The organism is Hymenobacter sp. (assembly GCF_031398885.1).
In the GTDB taxonomy this organism is placed as follows: Bacteria; Bacteroidota; Bacteroidia; order Cytophagales; family Hymenobacteraceae; genus Hymenobacter.
This window is the reverse complement of sequence record NZ_JANNOD010000116.1, coordinates 77,654-101,840: the sequence shown is the minus strand read 5'-3', so window position 1 is coordinate 101,840 and position 24,187 is coordinate 77,654. Positions and strand designations below refer to the sequence as shown.

At 65.5% G+C, this 24,187-nt stretch carries 18 protein-coding genes; 7 read left to right on the top strand and 11 right to left on the bottom strand.

Annotated elements, in window-relative coordinates:
• The coding region (locus RMO51_RS21045; RefSeq protein WP_310397953.1) for a hypothetical protein at nucleotides 1-259 on the top strand (259 nt) is incomplete at its 5' end.
• Here the strand turns inward: RMO51_RS21045 and RMO51_RS21040 are convergent.
• Nucleotides 236-787 carry a DUF2062 domain-containing protein gene (locus RMO51_RS21040; protein ID WP_310397952.1) on the bottom strand — a complete coding sequence of 184 codons (552 nt, stop codon included), beginning with the start codon at nucleotides 785-787 and terminating at the stop codon, nucleotides 236-238. The two genes, RMO51_RS21045 and RMO51_RS21040, sit on opposite strands and share 24 nt — an antisense overlap.
• A gap of 106 nt (nucleotides 788-893) precedes the next feature.
• Here RMO51_RS21040 and RMO51_RS21035 point away from each other — a divergent pair, with 106 nt between their 5' ends.
• The 3 genes from RMO51_RS21035 (at nucleotide 894) to RMO51_RS21025 (ending at nucleotide 3,752) form a co-directional block, all read left to right on the top strand.
• Nucleotides 894-1,847 carry a YihY/virulence factor BrkB family protein gene (locus RMO51_RS21035; RefSeq protein ID WP_310397951.1) on the top strand — a complete coding sequence of 318 codons (954 nt, stop codon included), beginning with the start codon at nucleotides 894-896 and terminating at the stop codon, nucleotides 1,845-1,847.
• 91 nt (nucleotides 1,848-1,938) lie between these two features.
• A complete protein-coding gene (locus RMO51_RS21030; protein WP_310397950.1) occupies nucleotides 1,939-3,390 on the top strand; it encodes a DEAD/DEAH box helicase in 1,452 nt (483 codons plus the stop codon).
• Entirely contained in the window at nucleotides 3,390-3,752 is a 363-nt protein-coding gene (locus RMO51_RS21025; RefSeq protein WP_310397949.1) for a protein tyrosine phosphatase, read from the top strand. The genes RMO51_RS21030 and RMO51_RS21025 overlap by 1 nt, the downstream gene beginning before the upstream one ends.
• A 684-nt stretch (nucleotides 3,753-4,436) precedes the next feature.
• Here RMO51_RS21025 and RMO51_RS21020 read toward each other — a convergent pair.
• From RMO51_RS21020 to RMO51_RS21005, 4 genes are all read right to left on the bottom strand, one after another.
• Complete coding sequence (locus tag RMO51_RS21020) at nucleotides 4,437-7,031, bottom strand: T9SS type A sorting domain-containing protein (RefSeq protein WP_310397948.1); 2,595 nt, start codon at nucleotides 7,029-7,031, stop codon at nucleotides 4,437-4,439.
• A 129-nt stretch (nucleotides 7,032-7,160) separates the two neighbouring features.
• Nucleotides 7,161-8,858, bottom strand: coding sequence for a T9SS type A sorting domain-containing protein (locus RMO51_RS21015; RefSeq protein ID WP_310397947.1), 1,698 nt, complete (start codon nucleotides 8,856-8,858; stop codon nucleotides 7,161-7,163).
• Between the two features lie 362 nt (nucleotides 8,859-9,220).
• The gene (locus RMO51_RS21010; protein ID WP_310397946.1) at nucleotides 9,221-10,453 is read right to left on the bottom strand and encodes a hypothetical protein; all 1,233 of its coding nucleotides are present in this window, start codon (nucleotides 10,451-10,453) and stop codon (nucleotides 9,221-9,223) included.
• Nucleotides 10,454-10,891: 438 nt separating this feature from the next.
• Complete coding sequence (locus tag RMO51_RS21005) at nucleotides 10,892-11,230, bottom strand: hypothetical protein (protein WP_310397955.1); 339 nt, start codon at nucleotides 11,228-11,230, stop codon at nucleotides 10,892-10,894.
• Nucleotides 11,231-11,404: 174 nt separating this feature from the next.
• On the opposite strand from RMO51_RS21005, the gene RMO51_RS21000 reads away from it, so the two are divergent.
• On the top strand, nucleotides 11,405-12,346 hold the full coding sequence (locus RMO51_RS21000; protein WP_310397945.1) for a zinc-dependent peptidase: 942 nt from the start codon (nucleotides 11,405-11,407) through the stop codon (nucleotides 12,344-12,346).
• Between the two features lie 193 nt (nucleotides 12,347-12,539).
• Here the strand turns inward: RMO51_RS21000 and RMO51_RS20995 are convergent, their stop codons facing one another.
• Both RMO51_RS20995 and RMO51_RS20990 read right to left on the bottom strand, forming a co-directional pair.
• The gene (locus RMO51_RS20995; protein WP_310397944.1) at nucleotides 12,540-14,120 is read right to left on the bottom strand and encodes an alpha/beta fold hydrolase; all 1,581 of its coding nucleotides are present in this window, start codon (nucleotides 14,118-14,120) and stop codon (nucleotides 12,540-12,542) included.
• Between the two features lie 97 nt (nucleotides 14,121-14,217).
• The gene (locus tag RMO51_RS20990) at nucleotides 14,218-15,192 is read right to left on the bottom strand and encodes a fasciclin domain-containing protein (RefSeq protein ID WP_310397943.1); all 975 of its coding nucleotides are present in this window, start codon (nucleotides 15,190-15,192) and stop codon (nucleotides 14,218-14,220) included.
• Between the two features lie 219 nt (nucleotides 15,193-15,411).
• Here RMO51_RS20990 and RMO51_RS20985 point away from each other — a divergent pair, with 219 nt between their 5' ends.
• The gene (locus RMO51_RS20985) at nucleotides 15,412-16,317 is read left to right on the top strand and encodes a hypothetical protein (RefSeq protein ID WP_310397942.1); all 906 of its coding nucleotides are present in this window, start codon (nucleotides 15,412-15,414) and stop codon (nucleotides 16,315-16,317) included.
• 122 nt (nucleotides 16,318-16,439) lie between these two features.
• Here RMO51_RS20985 and RMO51_RS20980 read toward each other — a convergent pair whose 3' ends face one another.
• The 4 genes from RMO51_RS20980 to RMO51_RS20965 form a co-directional block, all read right to left on the bottom strand.
• Entirely contained in the window at nucleotides 16,440-17,162 is a 723-nt protein-coding gene (locus RMO51_RS20980; RefSeq protein WP_310397941.1) for a pirin family protein, read from the bottom strand.
• A gap of 131 nt (nucleotides 17,163-17,293) precedes the next feature.
• Nucleotides 17,294-18,121 (bottom strand): LexA family transcriptional regulator, encoded by an 828-nt coding sequence (locus RMO51_RS20975; RefSeq protein WP_310397940.1) that lies wholly within the window; start codon nucleotides 18,119-18,121, stop codon nucleotides 17,294-17,296.
• A gap of 429 nt (nucleotides 18,122-18,550) precedes the next feature.
• Nucleotides 18,551-21,280, bottom strand: a complete 2,730-nt coding sequence (gene recQ, locus RMO51_RS20970; protein ID WP_310397939.1) for a DNA helicase RecQ — start codon at nucleotides 21,278-21,280, stop codon at nucleotides 18,551-18,553.
• A gap of 127 nt (nucleotides 21,281-21,407) precedes the next feature.
• Nucleotides 21,408-22,646, bottom strand: a complete 1,239-nt coding sequence (locus tag RMO51_RS20965) for a THUMP domain-containing protein (RefSeq protein ID WP_310397938.1) — start codon at nucleotides 22,644-22,646, stop codon at nucleotides 21,408-21,410.
• A 125-nt stretch (nucleotides 22,647-22,771) separates the two neighbouring features.
• On the opposite strand from RMO51_RS20965, the gene RMO51_RS20960 reads away from it, so the two are divergent.
• Nucleotides 22,772-24,175, top strand: coding sequence for a sugar MFS transporter (locus RMO51_RS20960; RefSeq protein ID WP_310397937.1), 1,404 nt, complete (start codon nucleotides 22,772-22,774; stop codon nucleotides 24,173-24,175).
• Nucleotides 24,176-24,187: the final 12 nt, after the last annotated feature.

Genomic DNA, 24,187 nt, shown 5'->3' with positions numbered 1-24,187 from the left:
GGCCAGCGACGACGCCCTGCGCGCCGCTGCTCGGCAACTGAAGCAGGCGCGGCCAACGGCGGTGAACCTGACCTGGGCGATCGACCGCGGCCTGCAACACCTGCTGGCGACGGCGCCCGCGCAGCGCGCATCCGCCGAGACATCTCGCTCGCTTCGTTGCACGATTGAGTTACTTCCCCAAGCGAGATGTCTCGGCAAGCTCGACATGACGTTCTTTCTGCTCACTGCTCATTGCTCACTGCTCACTGCTCGTTGTTAACTGATTCTGCCGAACCTGCACGCGCCGGAACACTTCGCGCATGGTGAAGTAGACGACGGCCACCAGCGGAACCGCCGCCACGGCCCACAGCAGCAGGGCCCCGACCTGGGCGCGCCACAGCAACTGGCCCACGGCCCCCCAGCCCTCGTGGTCGATGAGGGCGCGCAGGCTCTTGACGGTGAGGCCGGCCACCCGCTCGCCCTGGCCCATGATGGTGGCCCCGCCCCGCAGAAAGGGAATGAGCATGGCCAGCTGAAAGGCGCTCATGAGATGGGCCACGAGCTGCATGGCCGCCACGTTGAGGCGCAGGCGCAGGGCCGTGGCCACGCTCACCAGGGTGGTGATGCCGAAGGTGGGCACAAGGCCGAAGGCCACCCCGAGCGCCACGGTCAGGGCCAGCTTCTCGGGCGAGAGGCCGGCTTTGAGCAGGTCGAGCAGGGGGTCGAGCAGGCGGCGGCGCAGCCAGGAGCGCGGCGGCGCGGCGGCGGGCACGACGAGGGGGGGCGGCGAAGGGTCGGGGGAGGGCATGGGGAGAAGCTGGAGGACCGCGCGCCGGGCCACCCGGCGCCCCGTACCTTCGCGGAGGACGCCCTCCTCATACGGCTGCGATTCAAAATGTTGCCTTCCGGGCGTTATGACAAAGTTAGCATCCCTGGCCGAGCTGCCCGGGCCCTGGTGGCGCGAGCTGCCCATCCTGCTGCGCCGCGCCGCCCGCGAGCTCAGCGCCAACGACCCGCTGCGGCTGGGGGCGGCCACGGCCTTCTTCACGTCGTTTGCGCTGCCGCCCATCCTCATCATCCTCGTACAGCTGCTCAGCTCGCTCTACCCCTCCTCGATGGTGCGGCTCATGCTCCTGGGCAAGGTCAGCAACCTGGTGGGGGCGTCGGCGGCCGGGCTGGTGGCCCAGATTGTGATGAACGTGGCCGACCCTCAGCGCAGCCGGCTGGTGACCTGGGCCGGCTTCGCGTTCCTGGTGTTCGTGGCCACCACGCTCTTCACCATCATCCAGCACTCGCTCAACCAGCTGTGGCAAATCCGGCCCAAGCGCGGCGCGGGGAAGTTTTTGCAAGCGGTGCAAGAGCGGCTGCGCTCGGCGGGCATCCTGCTGGCCACGGCGGGGCTCTCGCTGCTGGCCTTCGCCACCGACGCCGCCCTGGGCCTGTTTGCCGAAAGCATCCGCGACTTCGACGCTACCTTTGCCTACTACGTGGTCCGCGGGCTCAACGCCCTCATCGCCTGGCTGATTCTGGCGGCGTGGTTCGGCGTCACGTTTCGCACCCTGAGCCTGGCCCGGGTGCCCTGGCGGGCCGTCACGCGCGGGGCGGCGCTCACGGCCCTGCTCATCAGCCTGGGCGAGGTGGTGCTGGGCCAGTTGCTGGTGGCGCAGGACCTGGGCCCGGTGTACGGCCCGGCGTCGAGCCTGGTGCTGGTGCTGCTCTTCGTGTTCTACTGCGCCATGATATTCTATTTCGGCGCGGCCTTCACCAAGGCCTACGCCCACCGCATCGGGCTGGACATCCGGCCCAAAAAGTCGGCCGTGCGCTACAAGCTGGTGAACGTGGCGGACGCTGCGCTTAGTGAAGAATGAGGAATGAAGAATGAGGAATTTAGGCCCCGTTTGCCAATTCCTCATTCTTCATTCTTCATTCCTCATTAAGCGAAGCGTTTACCTTTGCGCGGTGCACACCCCTGACTCCCCCGCCCCTGGCGCCGCCGCCGCCGCTCCTTTCGTAGCCAAGCCCGACCTGCAATTCGCCGACTTTGCCCTCTCCCCCGCCCTGCTGGCAGGCGTGGCTGAGCTCAACTTCACCCAGCCCACCGCCGTGCAGCAGCTGGTGCTGGCCCCCGCCCTCGACGGGCAGGACGTGGCCGGGCAAGCGCCCACTGGCTCGGGCAAAACGGCTGCTTACGGCCTGGCGGTGTTGCAGCAGGTCGACGCTACTTCGGCCACGGTGCAGGCCGTGGTGCTGGTGCCCGCCCGCGAGCTGGTTCTGCAAGTGCGCGACGCCCTCAAAAGCCTGGGCAAGCACGTGCCCAACCTGCGGGTGGCCGGCTACTACGGCGGCCACGCCATGCGCGAGGAAGTGAAGGGCCTACAGCAGACGCCCCACGTGGTGGTGGCCACCCCCGGCCGTATGCTCGACCACCTCGAACGCCGCACCATCATCCCCAACAAGCTGAAAGTGCTGGTGCTAGACGAGGCCGACAAGCTGCTGGAGCTGGGCTTTCAGGAGGAAATGGCCACCATCATCAGCCGGCTGCCGGTGCGCCGCCAGACGCTGCTCTTCTCGGCCACCATGCCCGACAAGGTGCTGGCCCTGGTGCGCGAGTACCTCACCCGCCCCCGGGTGATGAACGCCGGGGGCGCCAACGCCAGCACCCTGCCCGCGAGCCTGGTGCTGCGCGGCCACGTGGTGGGCGCCGCCGACCAGAAGCCCGCCGCCCTTTACCACCTCGTCACCCAGCCCAACGCCGGCAGCTCCCTGGTCTTCGCCAACACCCGCGACCGGGTGGAGGAGCTGACCCGCTTCCTGCGCGGCCGGGGCCTGGCCGCCGAGGCCCTGCACGGCAAAATGCTGCAACCCGAGCGCGACAAGTCCATGATGAAGCTGCGCAACGGCTCGGCCACCGTGCTGGTGGCTACCGACGTGGCCGCCCGCGGCCTCGACGTGAGCGAGTTGGGCACCGTGGTGCAATTCGACCCGCCCCACGAGGCCGAAACCTTCCAACACCGCGCCGGCCGCACGGCCCGGGCCGGGGCCGTGGGCACCGCCCACCTCCTCGTGACGCCCCACGAGCAGCAGAAAATTCAGAACTGGCCCGCGGCCAGCTCCGTGCAGTGGGCCGGCCTGCGCCCGCCGGCCCTGCCCACGGCCGCCCCCAAGCCGCCGCGGCCCGCCACCGTCACCCTGCACGTTTCGGCCGGCAAGCGCGAAAAAATCAGCGCCGGCGACCTGGTGGGGGCCTTCGTGAGCGTGGGCGAGCTGGAGCGGGAAGCCGTGGGCCGCATCGAAGTATTCGACCACCACAGCTTCGTGGCCGTGCCCGAAGCCGTGGCGGAAGAGGTACTGGCCCGGATGCAGGGCGCCAAGGTGAAGGGCAAAAAGGTGAAGGTGGCCCTGGTGCGCTAATGCCCGCAGCCAGCCCGCGCAAGCTGCTATTCGTCTGTAGCCAGAACAAATGGCGCAGCCTCACCGCCGAGCGGCTTTTTGACGGCCACCCGCACTACGAGGCGCGCTCGGCCGGCACCGAGCCGGGCGCAAGAGTGCGCGTAACGGCCGGCCACCTGGGCTGGGCCGAGGCCGTCTTCGTGATGGAGCGCCGCCACGCCGACCGGCTGCGGGAGAAGTTCGCGGCCGAACTGGTTGGCAAGCCCCTCGTCGTACTGCGCATTCTCGATAAATACCGGTTTGAGGACCCTGCGCTAGTGGCATTACTCTGGGAAAAGCTGGCGGCGCATTTGGGTGCGGGCTCCAATTCAAAGCAGGTTTGAATTGATAAACCACCAACGGCTCGCGCGTACCATGTACCATAAAGTAGCTTGGCACCGCAGCGCCAGCCGCCGTGTCTCTCGGGTGTCTCCGGGGCCCGCGCCATGGTCTGAGTGCAGAGGCCATGGCGCGTGCTGAACAGAGAGTGCGGGTTAATTAACCTGCATGCGTAGCCATGCCCGCGGGGCGGCCTCGCAGGCCTGCAACCTGGTTACGGCGGTTTCCGGCAAGGGGTATGTCATGCCGCCCGGCTTATCGTCCGGGCCTCCCTGCGGGGTGGGCCCCGTTCCCAAAGAGAGGGGAACCGGACAACCCGTACCGGGACTAGGAAACCGCGCTAGAAACTATTTGAGCTGGCTCTAAGGCGTAGAGCCGCTACAGGTTGCGTCCCGTCAACCGCGCCGTACGCCCACTTCGTGCAACGACGAAACGCAACGTGTGGCGTTTCCACATCGTTTAGACGACCTTCAATTTTAATTCAAACAGCTTCTTAAACGCCAGTGCCGGCCCCATCGTCGCGCATACCCCCACTCCCCCAGGGCTCCCACACCGGGCGGGAATGGGCAGGGCTTCCGCCTGGGCTGCCCGCGGCACCCAGCGGCGCTTCTGGACCATTCACTCCAATGCCAGGCAGATAATCTGGCCGGCTCCCCGTCGGGAAGGCGGCGGGAGGCGGGACCCACCGGCTATTTGACCACGGTCATCCGCTTGGTCTGCACTAGGCTGCCGGGCGCGCCCATTGCCGCCGTCGCTCGCAGCGTGTAAAAATAGATGCCGTTTGCCAGCCGCCCCGCGTCGAACGTCGCGGTGTGCTGGCCCGCCGCCTGGGGCTCGTTCGTGGCCAGCGTGGCCACCACCCGCCCGAACATGTCGCACACCCGCAGGCTCACGGTGCTCGGCTGCGGCAAAACATACCCAATCGTGGTGACGGCGCCAAACGGGTTGGGGTAGTTTTGCTCCAGGCCGTACTCGGCCGGCAGGGCAGCTTGTCGCGCGGCCAACGCCTGCTGAGTCGTGGTGGCCCAACCCGCGGGGGCCGACGCCGGGCGGCTCGGCCCGGGGGCAAGGGTGACCACCGGCGCGGTGGCCAGGTCGGGTTGAATGGAGACATGAAGTGCTCCACCGGCCTGAACCGTGGTGCCAGGCGAGAGCCGGATTTGCGTACCCGCCGTCAATTGCGCGTAACAGTGATTATTGACCGTGAAACCGGAAGTGGCAATGGATTGGCGCGCCGCGTAGAACGGCTGGTCGTTACTTGAGGCAATGGTGGTGTTCGTCAGGTTGATATCCTGCGACAGATTGGTGCCGCTGACGGTGTTGAAATAAGCTTCCCGGAGGTAATAATTGCCGTCGTTGCGCTTCGCCCAGGCCTGCACCAGAATGGTACCTACGGCATCGGACGGCACGGCAAAGGAGTACGTGTGCGCCGTCCCGCCGTAAGGACCGTCTCCAAAGGAATAGGACCGGTCCGAAGCGGTGGAAATGCGGGCCACGCAAATCGTCGAAACGATGTCCGAAGCCCCGCCGACCGGAATGGACAGGGTCTGGCCGGGCGACACCGCTTCGGACACAACCTGCTGACCGGAGCCCGACGCACCAGAGCCTTTCGACAATTTAAGCCCAGGAGCTGCAAAAGGCGGCTGTAACAGCGGAGTTGAGGAGGGGAGCGCATACGGCCAGGCGCGGCAGCCTTCGCCACCGCCTGTGGTTACCAAAGGGTCGGTACATTCAGGCAGGAGGGTGTATCGAAAGGCGGGGTTGGGTTTACTGAACCCTCCTGTGGAGAACGCCGAGGCAGTGGGGCTCAGTTTTAGTAGCCGCCTTACCTCGTCAATTACCCGCTGATCTTTGAGCGCCAGACCGTGCTGCAGGTTGTCAAACTCGGTGTAGTACTGCGGAGCCAACCCGCCGGTCTGGCTTCGGAAAGGAACCGCGTTGTCGTTGGCTTCATTATCGAACAAAGCCAGGATCAAGTCAGTGGTGGATTTGCCCTGCGTCAGGCTAAGATACCGTATAAAGCCAGCCGCCGCGAATTTGTCTGATTCATTGAGGTTAGAAAATGACGCCGGGCGGTTGCCAGCGATGGCATGCACGGGGGCTTTATTCATGTTGCGATTGAGTGCGCCACCGTTCAGGCCGTTGTTGTCGCCATTAAAAGCATAGCTGTCGAAGGCCAGGTCGGCAACGGCGCCGTCGAAAACATCTTTACCTGTAAGGAGCGTCACAGGGCCCAAGGAAACCCTTCCATCCAGCAACACCTTGCTAATGTGCGTGCCCATGTTGACGCCGTTCATCGGAATCCACCGGTTGATGTCGTTACGGGTGCCAAAGTCGTTGCTTGCCCCGCAACTGCCTTGGATGTAGCACCTCGTCAACGCACAGCCCATGCTGTGGCTCACCACCGCCACTTTTGCCACCACGTATCCGCTGGCCCGCGCGTTATTTATGCAGATGGTAATGGCACTACCGACAACATTGGCATTTTGAACGAACGGTTTGGTATTGGTTGCTTCGTAACTGGCCACGTACGTCAATTCAAACGGCCATTCATCCAGTAGCGCGTTTGCCATCGTTACGTAATCCTCACCACTTCCGAAAAGGCCGTGAATGAACACCACCGGCTCCCGAAACACCTGAATCGTCACAATCTCCGGCTCTGGGTAGTTGGGCGCCGAGGCATCGATGTGAAGTTGCGTGTACTGCGACGATTCGGGGATAACCCCAGGGTCCAGCGGGTTTTTGTACCACATCTTTTTCAACGCCCAACTCGGCACCCCGGCGGCGGCACTGGGCGTGGGCAAGTTGGCATCTTCCACCAATTTGCCGTACCGGTCGTCGCTGCCGCCGCTGCCTTTCTCGCGAATCACTACGCTGATGTCGCTGGCGTTCACGTAGGTGGTCGTACTGCCTTGGGTGACTTGAATCCAGTAGACAAACCAGTAGGCCTGCGTCCCTTCGGCGCAAACTTTAACGGTTTGGTGCACGGTTTGGGTGGCTTCCGCCCCCCCGCCCCCCCCCGCCGGCACGGGGGGCGCGGTTCGCGCGGCGGCTCCCGCTGTTGCGCCCTGCTCCTGGCTCGGCGCGTACGCCGCCGCGCCCGATACGTACCCGCGCCGCGCGGACGGGGTGCTTTGCGCTCGCAGCGGCAGGGGCAGCAGGCCACTCAGCACCGCCACCGCCAGGCACCCCGCCCGCGCCGCGTGCCAGGCCCCGTCGGCATTCCACCGGCGGGGCAGCCGGGCCGATGGCGCCTGTTGCAAATAAGAGTTGAAAATGTTCATGTGGTAAGGCTGTTGTAGGCGTTGGAGGTTGGTGGCGCGGCCCGGTATTTTTCGTGTTGAAACCTTGGCGGAAACTGCCGTCTACCCGACCGGTCACCCACTTACATTGGGGGTCGGCCGGCCGGCGCGTTATTTGACGAGAATCATGCGCTTCGTCTGCGTGTAGCTGCCGGCTTGCAACCTGTACAGGTACACCCCGCCCGGCAAGCCGTCGGCGTCGAACCGGGCCTCGTGGGTGCCAATCGGCTTGGCTTCGTTGACGAGCTGGGCGACCTCGCGGCCCAGCAGGTCGTAAACCCGCAGGCTGACCGGGGCCGGCTGCATGAGCGAGTAGCGAATGAGGGTGGTGGCGCCGAACGGATTGGGCGTGTTTTGGTCCAGGCCCAGGTGGTCGGGCCCCTCCAGGGCGTGTTGGTTGGCGCCGGCGGGGCGCCCGCCAAGGAGGTTTTTGTCCGCACTCGTCGTCGGCCGGTAAGTGACCCCGCCCGCGATGTAGGAGTTGTAGTAGGAAAACGCCCGGGTGTTCGTGCCTGCTTCGAGCCGCGTGCCGGGCCCCAGGATGACGTTGCCAATGGCCGCAATAAAAGTACTGGAGCCGGCTTTGGCAATGAAAGGGGCGCCGTCGCCCCCCCCGGTTCGGGTGGACGCCGTGGCCTCAAACCGGCGGACCTCCCCGCTGTTAACCGTTACGTTTTCGAAAACGCCATCCTGGAGCACCGACACTGTGACCTGGCTGGCCGACGTTGTGTTGTTCGCTCCGTACGCGGTGAGCCTGTAGGTGGTGGTGGCGGTCGGGTACACGACCAGCGTGCCCGACGCGCTCACGTTGCCAATGCCCTCAACCACGACGGTGGACGCGTTGCCTGTGGTCCAGGCGAGCAACGCCGGCGACCCGCCGATGACCGAGCTGGCGTTGCTGGTGAACGAGGAGATGTACGGCAGCGCCGGCTGCGGCGGTGCAGCGTTAACCCCGACCGTGACCTGGCTGGTCGCCGTCGTGTTGTTCGCTCCGTACGCGGTGAGCCTGTAGGTGGTGGTGGCGGTCGGGTATACGGCCAGCGTGCCCGACGCGCTCACGTTGCCAATGCCCTCGACCACGACGGTGGACGCGTTGCCCGTGGTCCAGGCGAGCGTCGCCGGCGACCCGGCAACGACCGAGCTGGCGTTGCTGGTGAACGAGGAGATGTACGGCAGCGAGGGCGGCGGCGGTATATACGGCTGGTCGTACATAATATTTACTTCGGCGCTTGTGCTGACACCCAAGGCATTGTACACCGTGAGGATGTAGCGCTGCCCGTAATCCGTGCAGACCGTCTGGGAGCCGTTAGCGGTGCCGTCGCTGGCTACGGCGACCGCGCCCAGAACCTGGATGTTTGCGTGGTCCACGTTGACGGCCCTCCAGTTCAGGGTAGAACATTTGTTTGTACTACTAATGTGGTAAGTCGAGGCCGTAAATTCGTAAATCAACGGCACCGGCACCACCACCACGTTGACCGAGGCGCCGCCGGTGCGCGGCGGACTCGGCGCGTAGGTGTAGGTCGTGGACAGCAGCGGGAAAAAGTTAAAAGACACCGTGCCACTAGTATACGGCACCCCCAAGGCTGGCCCGCCCGTGCTGACGCTTACCGAGCCGTAGTAGGGGCTGCTCACATACGTCGTGAAGGTCGACGCGCCCGCCGTGAAAGTGGAAGGCGCGGACCCGGTGAAGCTTCCGGTCCAAGTTTGGGCAAAGCCGGCGAGCGGCAGCGCGCACAGGGCGGCAGCCCCAATGCGCAGCAGCGGGCCCACGCGGCCGGCCCCGCCCCTGGTCTGTAGTTTCTGTTCCATACTGTTTAGAGCGTGTGGGGGTGATGAGGTTGACTTATCCCGCCGGTGGCAGGTAGCAAGCGCTGGCTGCGCGGGCCCTTGGCCCACGGGCGCGCCGAATGGCGTAAAGCGAATTGTTGCGACTTATAACCAAATGGCTATCAGCAAGAAAACTCGCCATACGCCCTGTTTTGCCCCGTGTTGGGGCACCCGCAATAGGCTCCTGGTGCAGGTCATTGCGGGGCGCAAGGCGCGGGGTGGCCCCAAACGTCAGGCCCGTCGGGCAACCCGCGGTCCGGTACTTGCCGTTTGCCCGCAAGGCGCCCCCCCTTGTTGCGCGCACCCGCAATGACGTGCGGCTGCCAGAAAAAACGCCGCCGTGTTTACTTGGCCTCGTGGGGCTGGGCCGTTTTCAGCGCCTGGTTTTCGGCCTCCAGCCGGTCCAGCCGCTTGTTCTGCTCAATCAGGTGCAGGGTGAGTTCCTCGACTTTTTGCAAGAGCTTGGTTTGCACCTCGCCCACGGCGGCCCCGCGGGCCTGCATGTCGGCGGCCGAGGCCACCTCGGGCAGGTGGTGGTGGGCCCGGATGTAGGCTTCCACGGCCGGCAGCGGCATCAGGTTGTACCCTTTCTCAAACACAAAGTCCGCCCCGTTCGTATTGACGACCACCTCGTTGGCCCGCACGCTGCCGCCCACGTCCAGCTTGTACACGCCGTTGGCTTGGCTGGTCTTGGCAATGAGCACGTTGCCGCCCGGGGTGATGCGCATCCGCTCCTGCGGCGGGCCGTCGTTGAAGCCCCGCACCGAAAAAATCATGTGGGCGAACTGCGCCGCGTCGCCGGCGGTGCCCCCCACGTGCATCAGGGCGATGCGCCCGGTCTCGTAGTTGGGGTCCACGTCGCGGTAGCCGCGGAAGGCGATGGCCGTGCCGGTGCCGGCCGAGGTGGCGGCCCGGTTGGTGAGGGTGAGGAGCTGGACCTGGCCCGCCGCGTCGCGCCGGGCTTCGAGCAGAGAAGCCGGGTCACTGGTACCAATACCGATGTTGCCGGTGTTTCTGACCAGCAGCTGGCTTTGCCCTTGGTAGTGTACGTTGAGCAAGTCGAAGTCGAGCGCGCCCCGTTTGCGATTGAACTCGACGCCGCTCTCGCCCACGCCGGTGTCCGTGGCCACGATTTTGGCCAGCGGGGGCGTGGGGCCGCCGCCCCAGTTGCCCACCGCGGTGAACGCGGTTCCCGCCCCGGGGGCGGACCCGATGTAGTGCGAGGAGGTGACCATTGCGCCGGCGTTGAGGCGGCCGCCCACCACGAAATTGGGGACGTTGTTGGTCCCGTACCCATTGCCGGCCCCCTCCAGGTAAAGCGTGCCGGCGGTGTAACGGAGCTGGTGCGCCAGAACGCCGTGGTGGTGCAACATCAGCGTAGCCTGTTGATTGGTCTGGGTAGGGTCATTGCCGTTGATTTCCAGGTACTGGCTGTACGTGGTCTGGGCAAACGCGGGCGGGCTCAGCGCTCCGACCAGGGCCAGGGCGAGCCCCCAGCGCCAGGCAGGGGTGTTCCGGGCGGTAACCGCCCGGGCAGGGGGCGCCACCAGGGCGCCAAGAGAGTGAAGTGTCTTCATGGTTTAAGAAGTTAGTTTGTGTTGTTCACCCGAACAACTGCTTGAGATGTTGCCTAAAGCACGCGCCGGCCCCACCGCCCGCCGGTATTATTTCAACCAACGGTCGGATTCCCTCAACCAGTGGTGCCCCGCGGCCCATTTTGCCGGGAGTCGGCACCGCGCTTCACTGGCTCCCGCCCTCATCCGCACAAATTCGACGCGGCCCGAAACGTGCTGGCGTGGGCTTCCACAGTGTCACTGAGGCGCTCGGAGTAGCCCCGTGCCCGCCACCACGGGCAGGCGGTGGCAGAGGCCGAGCACCCGCTCGTCGCGCCGGCTGCCACTGGCGTGGGTCAGGGCCAGGTGGCTCCAACTGGTCGGTGGCCCGCACGTCGACGCCCGCCAGGTAGAATACAGAATCGGGCTGCACTTCGTCGAGCAAGCGGGGCAGGGCGGCCGTCAGGAGCCGGAGGTATGCGGCAGTGTCGGTGCCGTCGGGCAGAGCCAGGTCCAGGTCCGACGCTTCTTTGCGGGCGGGGTAGTTGCGGGCGCCGTGCATGAAAAGGTGAACACCCGCGGCCCGGCCCGAATAATGGCCGCCGTGCCGTTGCCCTGGTGCACGTCGAGGTCCACGATGAGCACTTGCCGGACGGCGGGCCCGTGCGCCAGCAGCCAGATGGCGGCGGCCTGGCCGTCGAGTAGGCAAAATCCTTTGCCCCGCGCCCGGAACGTATGGTGCGTACCGCCCGCGATGTTGAAGGTCACGCCCCGCACCAAAGCCCGCCGCGCGCCTTCGATTGTGCCGCCCAGGATGGTGGCTTCGCGCTCAAATAGCGTCGCCGACCATGGGAAGCCGGTGTTCCACTCCCCCTACCGCGTGAGTTGGCCCCGGCGCAGGGCTATTGTGGCCGCGCTGATGGCGGCCGGTGCGGCGGCCCCTAACCCGGCGCGGAGCCCTGCGTTTAGCGGCTCATGCCTTACCTGATTTCCGCGGCCGTGCTGGCCGCCGTTGTGTACGCCTTTTACCGCTACGCCACGGCCGATGCCCGCCGCCGCACGGCCGCGCTGGCCGAGGAATTCCCGGCCGCGTGGCGGCAGGTGCTGGCCGAGCGGGTGGCCTTTTACCTGTCGCTGACCAAGCCCGACAAGGCGCGGTTCGAGCGGCAGGTGCAGGTGTTTCTAGCCAGCACGCGCATCACCGGTGTGCAAACCGAGGTGGACGACGCCACGCGCCTGCTGGTGGCCGCCGCCGCGCTGATTCCGGTGTTCGGGTTTCCCGACTGGGAGTACCGCAACCTGGGCGAGGTCCTCATCGTGCCCGATGCCTGGCAGCTGGCCAACGACCCCACTAAGGAGGTGAAGCCGCTGCCGGGCACTTTGCTCGGCTCGGTGCAGGGCTTTCAGAATCAGCACTACATGCGCCTGTCCAAGGCCTCGCTGGAGCAGGGCTTTCGCGACGGGCTGGACCGGCAGAACGTGGGCATCCACGAGTTTGCGCACTTGCTCGACGAAGCCGACGGGGTGATTGATGGGGTGCCCAAAGCCGCCCTGCCGCCCGAGCTGCTCGGGCCCTGGGCCGCCGTGGTGCGGCGCGAAATCGAAGCCATCCGGGCCGGCCACTCGGAAATCAACGACTACGCCGCCACCAACGAAGCCGAGTTCTTCGCCGTCGTGACGGAGTACTTCTTCGAGAAGCCCGAGAAGCTGCAGGAGCACCACCCCGAGCTGTACGAGCTGCTCGGCCGCGCCTTCCGCCAAAACCCCAAAAAACGCTTCCTGCGCCTCGCCGTCGACCCGCGCCAGTGGCTCAAGACCTTGCGCGGCAGCCGCAAGTTTGGCCGCAACGACCCGTGCCCCTGCGGCAGCGGCCGGAAGTACAAGGACTGCCATTTGACCCAGGCGCAGGCGGCATAACCGGCGCTTCCTACCAAAGCCCAAAATGTCCGGTCGGGCTGGTCGAGGCGGCCGTCCCAATTCGGTTAGAGCAGTCCTCAGGCGGGTCAGTGTACCACTGACTGGAAAACCGCTCCAGATTGAACCGGCTGCGCTTCGGCAGGCGGCTGCCGGCGGGGCCCGGCTGAACTGAGCCTGTGTTGGCAGGCTTCCGCTACTCTTCCGCCTCCAGCAGCACCCAGTCCCGCACCGTGTCCACGAGCCCGGGCGCTAGGCCGGGCGTGGCCGGCTCGTCGGTCGGGGCCTGAAACAAGTGGTTGACCCCCGGCAGTCGGCGGGCCGTGACGCGCTTGTTGCCCTTGAGGCCTTTTTCGAGGACCAGGAGGTTAGCGGCGGCGTTCACCTCGGCATCGTCGGTGCCCTGTAGCAGCAGCACCGGGCACCGCACTTCGGCCAGGCCGGGCTGCGGGTCAAACCGCAGGTAGTAGCGGTACCAGGGCGTGACAAGCTGGGCCGCCCGCGCCCGGGCAGCGGCGGGGTCGCCGTCCGGGTAGCGCTGGCGCAGCATGTTCACCACAATGGCCTGGGCCTGGTCGTCGTCGGAATTTTGGCGCACGATTTCCAGCATGGCCCGCCGAAACTTGCGCGCGGCATCGGCCTGCTTGCGCTCCTCGACCTTGGCCTTCAGGCGCTGCTGCGCGAGGTAAGTATCCACCTGGGCGGCGTTGGAGCCGCTGCTGCGGAGCTTGGCCGCCTGGCTTAGCACCTCGGCGCTGGCCCGGCGGCGGGCCGCGCCCGCACGGGCCGTGTCGGCCGGGGTGGGCGTGGGCTCGGGCTGGTTGGCCAGCAGCTCTTGCCCCGGCAGCCCCGCGGCCGCCAGCGCCACCACGAAGGCCGGCGGCAGGGGCTGCGCCGCGGCCAGCAGGGCTACGTTACCGCCCTCACCGTGGCCAATCAGGCCCGTGCGGGAGGGGTCGATGCTGGGCCGCAGCCGCAGGTAGGTGAGCGCGGCCTGGGCGTCGCGCACCAGGTCGGCCGTGGTGGCGAGCGCCCCCGCGCCGCCGGACTCGCCCACGCCCCGGTCGTCGAGGCGCAGCACGGCAATGCCCTGCCGGGCCAGCGCCGAGGCCAGCACCGCAAACAAGCGGTAGTCGCCCTGGCGCGCGTCGCGGTCGTGGGGGCCCATGTCGGAGAGCAGGGCGGCGGCGGGGAATGGCCCCGGGCCGTCGGGAATGCTCAGCGTGCCGACCAGCCGCACGTCGCCGGGCTGGCTGGTCAGGGTCACGGTTTCGATGTGGTAGGTAGTAACCGGGGCCGCGCCCGCCCGGCTGCCGGAAACGGCCGGGGCCGCGCCCTCGGCGGCGCGGCGCAGGACGAGGGGGACCAGCAGCCCGGGCTGCGTCCAGGTGCCGCGCAGCTCCTGTCCGTCGGCGCTCGGCACGCAGGCGAAGCGGCACTCGGCCGTGGCGGCGTAGAACACCAGCGTGTCGCCCCGAAAGGTGACGGAGGCCGGAATGCGGTTGAGGCGCTTAGCCGGCAGGTCCAGGGTGGCGAGGAGCTTGTTGGCCCCCGGCTGCAGGATGGTAAGCTGAATGGGCAGGCTGCCGCCCGGAATTGGCAGCGGCCCCTTCCAGAGCCCCGCCAGGCTGGCCGGCGCGGGCGCCGGAGTTGCGGGCCGGGGCGCCCGCGTGGCCGTGTCCGGGGCGGCGGGCAGCACCTGCCCCGCGGCCATGCCCGGCAGCAGCCACACCCAAAGCAGCCAGTTACCCGCCAAGCGGGGAAGTGTTTTTACCATAGTTAATGCCGCCCCACTGCCTCAGCAGGCTGGCGGACAAGGCGCGTACCATGACCGTTGTAGCAACAACAAATATTGCAGGTGCTGCAAATTAATTCTATTGCAAAACCCGGTCGATGACGTGGACCACCCCGTTGGTGCACTGCACGTCGGGAATCACCATGTTGGCAACGGGACCGGTCCCGTTGGCCCCCTGCACCGTCAGCACCCCGTTGTTGAAGCTGCCCAACGTCACGGACGTTCCCCCGGCCGAGGTAACGGTGGTGCCCTCGGGCAGCTCCGAGGTGAACTGGGCCCCCGACAGGGCGTGGCCCAGCAGCAGGTTCTGCACGGTCTGCTTGGGCAGCAGGCGAATGTCGGCCGGTTTGGTCAGGAGCGGGCTAAAGTTTTTGAACGCCTGGTCGGTGGGAGCAAATACGGTGAAGGGGCCCGGGCCCGACAGCACGGTCACCAAATCGGCGTATATCACCGCTTCCACCAAAAAGGTGAGTTCGGGGGCGACAAATACCTGGCCCGATTGCAGGGCCTGCGCCGACTGCACAATGTTGCCCCCGGTGGCCAGCAGCACTTTGTCGACGGAGTGCACGAGGCCATTGGCGGCGCGCACGTCGGGGTTCAAAATTTTGGAGCCGTTTACGTACAGGCTGCCGTCGGCGCGCTGGATGATGCGGCGCTGCGTTCCCGGCGCGCCCAGGGCCGACGGCGAAACGCTGCCCGGCGTGAGCGCACTGCCCGGCAGCAAGCCGCTGAACACCGCGTAAAACAGCGTATTCCGTAGGAACGGCTGCGTTAGCGCCGTCAGGTCCGTGGCCGAGTTGAGGCCCAGGCGGGCAAAGGCCGCGTTGGTGGGCGCAAACACCGTGTAGTTGCCGGCCGGGTCGTTCGGGTTTTTATTGCCCAACAGCACGGCCACGTCGCCGCGAATGGCCGCGTCTTCCAGCACCTGAAAATCGGGGTTTGTGACGGCGATGTTGGTGATGGAAGCGTCAACATCGGTGTTTTTGGCGCAACTCCCCAATACAACAAAACCAAGGAACAACGCGCCGGTTGTCAGGGCAGAAAAAATTTTCATTGAATTAAAATATTAGATTTGTCGGGCCGGGGAGAACCTTTGGCCAAAGTGACTGAACACAAACGGGTTTTCGCATCCTTTGGATTCCGCTAAGGTAAATCCATTTGACCAAACCCGGCCGTAAATTCTTCCATCGCTCCGCCGTAGCGCGCCCCTTACGCCTCTACTCCTCTCATCCTATTTTTTTGCGCTTATCCTACAGTTAATAGCCTTTCGTCCATGCAACAATTTTCCGCCCTGTTTATCGGCACCCTTTTACTTGCCGGCACCGCTTCATCCGTCCGGGCCCAAAGCCTGGTGAGCGGCTTTATGGCCGGCAAGGGCCACGGCTCGGTGGTGCTCTCGGGCACCACCGAGCGCTACAACGACGTGTTTCTGGCGCCCGACAAGATTGACGCCGTGCCGGTTTTCCAGGAAGTGCGCGTCAACTCGCTCAACCTGTACGCCACCTACGGCCTCACCGACAAAATGGACGCCGTGTTCAGCCTGCCCTACATTCAGGCGAAGGGCCAGGCCAACGGCACGGTGATTGACGACCTGAGCGCCCTGTATTCCACGGCCGGCTACACCAACGTCCGCCAGGGCCTGCAGGACGCCACGGCCCTGCTCAAGTTCAAGTCCTACTCCCGCGAAATCGGCGGCAGCATCGTGGACCTGCTGGGCGTTGTGAGCGTCAGCACGCCGCTCAGCGACTACCAGACGAACACCGGGCTCGGCTACATCATTGCCATCGGCAACCGCGCCACCAAGTACACGGCCGCGGGCGTGGCGCACCTCAAAACCAGCTCCGGCGTCTTCGTTACCGGGCAGGTGGGGTACAGCCTGCGCACCGGCCAAGTGCCCCACGCCCTCATCGGGGAAGCCAAGATTGGCTACGCCGGCCCCAAAACCTACCTGGAGGCTTTTGCCTCGTTTCAGGAGTCCAACGGGGGCACCGATATTACCGGGGAAGGCTTCAACGGCTTTTTCCCCTCCACCCGCGTCAACTTCGTGCGGCTCGGCGGCAGCCTGTACCAGCCCATTGCCAAGGGCGCGGGCGTAATCCTGGGCGCCAACACCTACGTGTCCGGCCGCAACATCGGCAAGGCGACGGGCTATTCGGCCGGGGTTTCCTATAATTTCTAAACGGAAGCCCAACCTCACCCCCCGGCCCCCTCTGCTGCGGAGAGGGGGAGCCACACCACCGGGGCGGCAAAGCGTTTACTCGTGCGCGACTGCTTATGTGCTGAGTCAGCCCGCGTTGCTTGCTAGTAATTGACCTCGGCGGCGGGCAGGTCAATGAGGATAAACTGCGCGTCCTTGGCGGCGCGGATGTGCACCACGTCGTCGTCGGTCATGCGCGCCTGGTCGTTGGGGCCGAGCTCCGCGCCGTTCACGAAAATGATGCCTTCCTTCACGTAGATGAAAGTCAGGCGGATGGGAAAGGTCTTGAATTCAATTTCCTTGTCCTCGCTCAGGTTAGACCAGTAGATGGTGGTGTTCGAGTTCATGTACACCACGTCTTCGAGCACCTTTTGGCCGGTCACGAGCGGGACCAGCTCGTTTTTGCTGCCGCGCAGAAAGCCCAGGTCCTTCTGCTCGTAGCTGGGGGCCAGCCCCTTCTGGCCGGGCACGAACCAGAGCTGGTAGAGGTGCAGGGGCTTGTCCTGGCGGTTGAACTCGGAGTGGGCCAGGCCGGTGCCGGCGGTCATGCGCTGCACTTCGCCGGCTTTGATGGTGGTTTTGTTGCCCATCGTGTCCTCGTGCGTGATTTCGCCGTCGAGCACCAGCGTCACAATTTCCATTTCGGAATGCGGGTGCTGCGGAAAGCCCGACTGCGCGGCCACGCTGTCGTCGTTGAACACGCGCAACGGGCCGAACTGCAGGTTGGTGCGGTCGAAGTAGTCGGCGAACGAGAACAGAAAGTAGCTGCTGAGCCAGGCGGCGGGGGCGGCGTGGTGCCGGTCGGCGGCGGAGAGGTAAGTGAGCATGGGGCGCAAACGAGAGGGTTGAGTTTACCCGCATACGCGCGGGCTCCGGGGGAAGTTAGCGCCCCAAACCAGCAACGCCCTCCCGGGGAAACGGAAGGGCGTTGCGGACTGCTACCAAAACAGACGAACGGCTAGGCTTTTTTCAGCAGCGCCACCTGCTGCTGCAGGTCCAGCACGAGGCTGGCCACGCGCTCGAGCGAGAGCTCGGCAATGGGGAAGGTGCTGCTGATGTAGCTCTTGGCTTCCCAGATTTCCAGCACCTCGTCCACGTTGAGGTCGTAGGGCGAGAAGTGGGGGTTGTCGGAATGCAGCACGAACATGGCGTTGGTGCGCACCTTGTTGAAGAGGCGCTTGAACACGATGCCCTCGCGGCTGCTCACCACAATGCACGGCGTGCCGTCCTTGATGCTGGCCCATTCCTCCACGTAGCGGCCCACGATGACCGTGCCGCTGGCGATGGGCAGCATGGAGTCGCCGGCAATTTCGAAGGCCCGGTAGGTGCCCGTTTGCGAGAGCATGGGCAGCCGGAACTTGGGCAGCACCTCCAGGTACTCGGGGTCGGCGTAGCCGTTGAGGTAGCCGGCGGCGGCTTTCTGGGGCACCAGCTCGATGTTCTCGTTCTGGTCGCGGTCCACGGTCAGGGCCAGGATGCGGAGCTTGCCGCCCGCCGGGGCCCCGGTCGGGTCGGTGGGGTCGTCGGATTCGGGTGCCGCAGGGTCGGGCGCGGGCAGCGAGCCGATAATCTTGGTGTTCTTCTTCTTGCTGAAGTCGGTGGTCACCAGCTGGTCGAGCGTGATGCCGAACAGGCGGGCCATGTTGACGAGGGTGGCGAGGCGGGGCTCGGCCCGGCCTTCTTCGTAGGCGCCCACCAGGGAGCGTTTGATGCCGAGCTTGTCGGCCATCTGGGCCTGGGTGAGGGCCAGCTCGCGCCGGCAAAACTTGAGGTTGATGTTAATCATGGAGCAGGGCGACGGCCGAGGATAACGCTGATTCCAACGCGGATTCGGCTGGTGAAGTTAGCAACGCAAGCGCGAAGTTACTAATTCACTTAGCTAATAAATTTCTGCTTACCACTTTAGCGTTGGGCTACTTGTGTGCTAAACCTTTGCCAGTAGCCTTTCTTGCTCAGAACGCCTAATAACCTCACGCGGCGCGTGGCGAAGCGTCTTAATAGCTTTTTGCTGCACGATGGGCGGGTCGTCCTCCCCGTTCGCCTCACCCCCCAGCCCCCTCTCCCGCGGAGAGGGGGAGCCGGACGTGTCCTGTTTGGGAAACCGCAGTATCAAGGCAGCACCAATCATTCGGCAATGACGGGAAGACGCGCTCCGAGAAGATGCGCTCAGAATAATATTCTCTTTACGCCAGATTAGCAGCTCTTTTATTGCCGGCTACTGCCCGCGCAGGCGCTTGTGGTAGAGCGCGGCCATGCGCAGCTGGAAGTAGTCGTACTGCTCGCGCAGGTGGTCGAACAGGTCGCGCAGCGGGGGGTCGCCGCCGAGCTGGGCGCGGGCGGTGAAGATTTCGGCCAGCTCGGCGTCGCTCACGAAGTCGTGGATGCGCAGCTCGCGGCCCTTGGCGTAGGCGTTGTAGAGGTGGGTTTTGACGGTGCTCAGGGCCAGGCCGCGGCGCTCGGCGATGTCCGCCGGCGTGAGGCCCATGTGGTGGAGCTGGATGGTGGCGTCCTCGGAGTCGCTCACGGGCTGGCCGGCGGCGGCCGTGGCCAGGCGGGGCCGCGGGGACTCGCTGAACATGTTGTCCGAGTCGGAGGGCACGGCCCCGCCGCCGTGCTCCAGGATGAGCTTGATGAAGGCTTCGCCGTAGGTTTCGAACTTCTTCATGCCCACGCCCGACACGCCCAACATGCCCACGCGATTGACGGGGCGCTCGGCCGCCATTTCCTGCAGCGTGGCGTCGGAGAACACCACGTAGGGCGGCACGCCCTGCTCGTCGGCAATCTGCTTGCGGAGCTTGCGCAGCTGCTCGAACAGTTGGGCTTCGGGGGTGCCGGCGGTGGCGGCCGAAGCGGCGTTGGCGGCTTTTCTGCCGGCGCGGGTGGGCCGCTCGGCCTTCTCCGCGGGCTGGAACTTTCTGAGCGGCAGGGTCAGCTGGCCCTTGAGCACCTGGTGGCCGCGCTCGGTGATTTTGAGGGCGTAGCCTTCCTCGTAGGCGATGTAGAACAGGCCGTCGTTCAGCATCTGGTGCACGTAGCTGTACCAGTCGAGGTAGGGCAGGTCGGCGCCGGCGCCGTAGGTCTTGATTTGGTCGTAGCCGCCCTGCAGCACCGCCTGGTTGCGCATGCCGCGCAGCACGTCGATGAGCAGGTTGATGGCCACCCGCTCGCGGCTGCGGGCCACGGCCGAGAGGGCTTTTTGGGCAATGAGGGTGCCGTCGAAGGTAATGGGCGGGTTGCGGCAGATGTCGCAGTTGCCGCAGTCTTCGGCCAGGGTTTCGGAGAAGTAGTTGAGCAGGATTTTGCGGCGGCAGGAGGCGGCTTCGGCGAACTGCTGCATGCGCTCGAGCTTGGCGGTGTTGAGCTGGGCCTGGCGGGCGGGCACGTCCTTGGTCACCATCTCGCGCATCTGCATCACGTCGGCGAAGCTGTAGAACAGGATGGCGGTGCTGGGCGCGCCGTCGCGCCCGGCCCGGCCGATTTCCTGGTAGTAGCCCTCGATGTTCTTGGGCAGGTTGTAGTGCATCACCCAGCGTACGTTGCTCTTGTCGATGCCCATGCCGAAGGCGATGGTGGCGACAATTACCTGCACGTCGTCCTGCAAAAAAGCTTCCTGGGCCTTGCTGCGCTGGTTGGGCGTGAGGCCGGCGTGGTAGTGGGCGGCCTTCACGCCCTTGGCGACGAGCTTGGCAGAAATGGTTTCGCAGGTCTTGCGCGAGAGGCAGTAGATGATGCCCGGGTCCTGGGGGTGGCGGCCGATGTAGTCGAGCACCGAGTTGATGCGGTCCTGGCCGGGGCGCACAAGCAGGTTGATGTTGGGCCGGTCGAAGCTGGAGAGAAAGACCTTAGGCTCGGTGAGGTTGAGCTGGGTGCGGATGTCGCGCTGCGTGAGGCGGTCGGCCGTGGCCGTGAGGGCGATGATGGGCGTGCTCGGAAAGTGCGTCCGCAGCTGGCCGAGCTGGGTGTACTCGGGCCGGAAGTCGTGGCCCCAACTCGATATGCAGTGCGCTTCGTCGATGGCAAACAGGCTGATGTTGACCCGCGTCAGAAACTGCAGAAACCCGTCGCTCAGCAGCTTCTCGGGCGACACGTAGAGCAGCTTGAGGTGGCCGCTCACGGTAGCGCGGGCAATGTCGTTGGCCTCGCTCTGGCCCACGCTGCTGTTGATGTAGGCCGCCGCGATGCCGTTGGCTTTCAGCGCCTCCACCTGGTCCTTCATCAGGGCGATGAGGGGCGAGACGACGATGCAGGTACCCTCCGAAACCACCGCCGGAATCTGAAAGCAGACCGACTTGCCGCCGCCGGTGGGCATGAGCACCACGGTGTCTTTCCCGCTGAGGATGTGCTGGATGATGTCGCCCTGCATGGGGCGGAAGTTGTCGTAGCCGTAGTACCGTTTCAGGGCCTGGCGGGCGGCGGGCAGCAGGTCGGGCGGAGCGGCGGTGAGTTCGGGCATGTTCGGATGGGTCACCTCACCCCCCGGCCCCCTCTCCCGCGGAGAGGGGGAGCCGGACGACTCGTTGGGAGGCGGCGTGGTTTGTAGTTTTTCGGTGATGGTGGCCAGGACTTCGTCCAAGCTGGTTAGCACTTGCCGGTTGCTGAAACGCAGCTCGCGGTAGCCTAATTCCGTTAGCGTGAAGGTACGGCCGGCGTCGTATTCGGCCTGCTCAAAGGAGAGGTGAATTTCGCCGTCGAGCTCGATGGTGAGCTTGGCGGCAACGCAGACGAAATCGACGATATAGCTTTCGATGGCGTGCTGGCGGCGGAACCGTACACCCAGTTTTGAATTGCGTAACGCTTGCCATAGAATGGCTTCTGCCTCGGTGGGACTGCGGCGATTTTGGCGGGCAAAAGCCTTGAGATGCTTACGCCAAGGTTCTACTTTGGTAGTGAACACGAAGTTGACAACGTCTTCGGGTTCAGGTGGAGCGGGGCGAGAGGCTTCCATTTGGGTAAGGTAGGGCGGCGCGGGCGGTTCACCTCACCCCCCGACCCCCTCTCCCGCGGAGAGGGGGAGCCTGGCGTTATTTTTTGTTTTCTTCTTTTGTTGGAATTCACCTTACTGGAATTCACCATTACTTCTGCTCTTTCTCCAGGTTCGTTTCGGAGCCCGCGCCGCCGTGACTCCCCCTCTCCGCGGGAGAGGGGGCCGGGGGGTGAGGTGACGACGCCCGCCGGCTCCCCCCATACAGCTCATACTTTAGCAGCCGGCAGTCAATCGGCCCGTTGAACAGCGGCGTGCGGCGCTTGGCCTTCAGCCCGATGCTCTTCGCCGCTTCCAGGTTGCCGGTGAACACGAAGGCGTCGTAGCCCTGAAAGCCTGCCTTCAGCGTGTCGCCAATTATTTTATACAAGGCGGCCATTTCCGTCTCCTCCCCGATTCGCTCGCCGTAGGGCGGGTTGGTGAGGACCACGCCGGGCTCCTGTTTGGCCGGCGCCACGGCGTCCTTCACGTCGCGCACGGACAGGCGCACGCAATCTTCCAGGCCGGCGGCGGTGATGTTGGCGGCGGCCATGTCGATGGTTTTGGGGTCGAGGTCGGAGCCGGCGAGGTAGGCCTGGGGCTCTTCCAGGCGCTGGGCCCGGGCTTCCTCACGCACCTGGCTCCAGAGCGCAGGGTCGAAGTCGTACCAGTTTTCAAACCCAAACTTGCCCTGGTGGAACAGGCCGGGCGCGATGCGCTGACTAATCAGGCCGGCTTCGGTGAGGATGGTGGCCGAGCCGCACATCGGGTCGATAAGCGGCTTTTTGCCGTCCCAGCCGGAGAGCAGGACCAGGCCGGCGGCCAGCACCTCGTTCAGGGGCGCTTCGTTGGTGAGCTGGCGGTAGCCCCGGCGGTGCAGGGAGTCGCCGGCCGCGTCGAGGCTGAGGATGACTTCGTTCTCACTCATGCGCAGGTGCAGGCGCACGTCGGGCGTGCGGGTATCCACGCTGGGCCGCTCACCGGTGCGGGCCCGGAACTGGTCCACGATGGCGTCCTTGGTGAGCTGGGCCACGAAGAGCGAATGCTCGAAGGTAGAGCGGTTCACCACCGAGGTGATGGCGAACGTCTGGCCGGGACCGATGAAGTCCTGCCAGTCGATGCGGCCGACTTCGCGGTACAGCGCCTTTTCATCGGGGGCAGCGAAGGCGGCGAAGGGGCGCAGCAGGCGCATGGAGAGGCGGCTCCACAGGGCCACTTCGTAGAGCAGGCGGTGGTCGCCGAGGAACTCCACGGCCCGCGAGCCGACGTGCGTAATGTCGGCCCCGAGGGCGTACAGCTCGTCGGCGAGCAGTTCTTCCAGGCCGAACTGGGTGGTGGCGGTGAGGTGCATGTTGAGGCAGGGGGTGGGGCTTGCCCCCGCCCGTCGTCGAACGGAAAGCAATTGTTTTCGCAGGGCAAATGTCGTTCTTTACGGCTCGTCCTTACGCCGGGCGGGGGCAAGCCCCGCCCCTACTCATGTCCACCGCCCCCCTCTCCGCCGCCACTCCTGCCGCCACCACCGCGCCCGCCCGCTCCTACGCCGGGCCCATGGTGCTGATGACGACCCTGTTCTTCCTGTTCGGCGCCGTCACCAACTTCAATGACGTGCTCATGCCCTACCTCAAGGACGTGTGCCAGCTCACCGATTTTCAGTCCACGGCCGTGCAGTCGGCCTTTTTCGGGGCGTATTTCCTGATGTCGCTGCCCGCCGGCTGGGTGCTGAAGAAACTGGGCTATCAGCGCGGCATCGTGATGGGCTTGCTGGTGATGGCCGGCGGCGCGCTGCTGTTCATTCCGGCCGCTGATTCGCGGGCGTTTGGGCTGTTTCTCACGGCCCTGAGCGTGCTGGGCGCGGGCATTACGCTGCTGCAAGTGGCGGCCAATCCGTACGTATCGGTGCTGGGCGCCCCGCGCGGGGCGGCGGCGCGGGTGAGCATCGTGGGCGTGGCCAACAACTTTGGTGGGGCGCTCTCGCCGCTGGTGGGCGGGCTGGTGCTGTTCGGCGGCTCGGTGGCGCTCAAGGCCCGGCTGGCGGCGCTGCCCCTGGCGGCGCGGCTCGCCGAGGAATCCCAGCTGGTCAAAGGTCCTTACCTGGGCCTGGCGGCTTTTTTGGGGGTGCTGGCGGCCGTGTTTTTCTTTCTGGTAAAGCTGCCCGACATCGAAAGCATTCCCGAGGAAACGTCGGCCGCAGCGCGGCCCGTGGCGGCGGGCCGCACCTCGGCGCTGGGGTTTCCGCACCTCGTGCTGGGCATCGGGGCCATTTTCGTCTACGTGGGGGTGGAAGTCGGCTTAGGCTCTTTCCTGATTCGCTACGGCGAAAGCCAGGGCATTCAACAGCTTTCCGCCTTCACCCAAAGCCTGGTGCAGGGGCTGAACGTGGCCACCAACTACGCGCTGGTGCTGTTCGGCCAGGAGCCCTCCCCCATCGACACCACGGCCGGCTTCACCAAGGCGGTGGGCGCGGTGCTGGTGTCGTCGTACTGGTTCGGCTCGCTGGTAGGGCGGCTGGTGGGCATTCCGCTGCTGCTCCGGTTTCACAACCGGGCGCTGCTGGTGGCGGTGTGCGCGGCCGGCGCGGCGCTGGTGGGCGCCAGCGTCCTGAGCACCGGCGAAACGGCCCTGTGGCTCGTCGTGCTCTGCGGGCTGATGAATTCTATCATGTGGCCCGTCATTTTCCCGCTGGCTATCACCGGGCTGGGGCCCTTCACCAAACAGGGCTCGTCGTACCTGATTATGGCCATCGTGGGCGGGGCGCTCATTCCGCCGCTCATGGGCTGGCTGGCCACCCACGGCGGCGGCCTGCGCGTGGCGTTCGTGGTGCCGGCGCTGTGTTACCTGTACCTGCTGTTCTACGCGCTGAGCGGCTACCGGGTGCGGTAGCCCCCGGAAGTT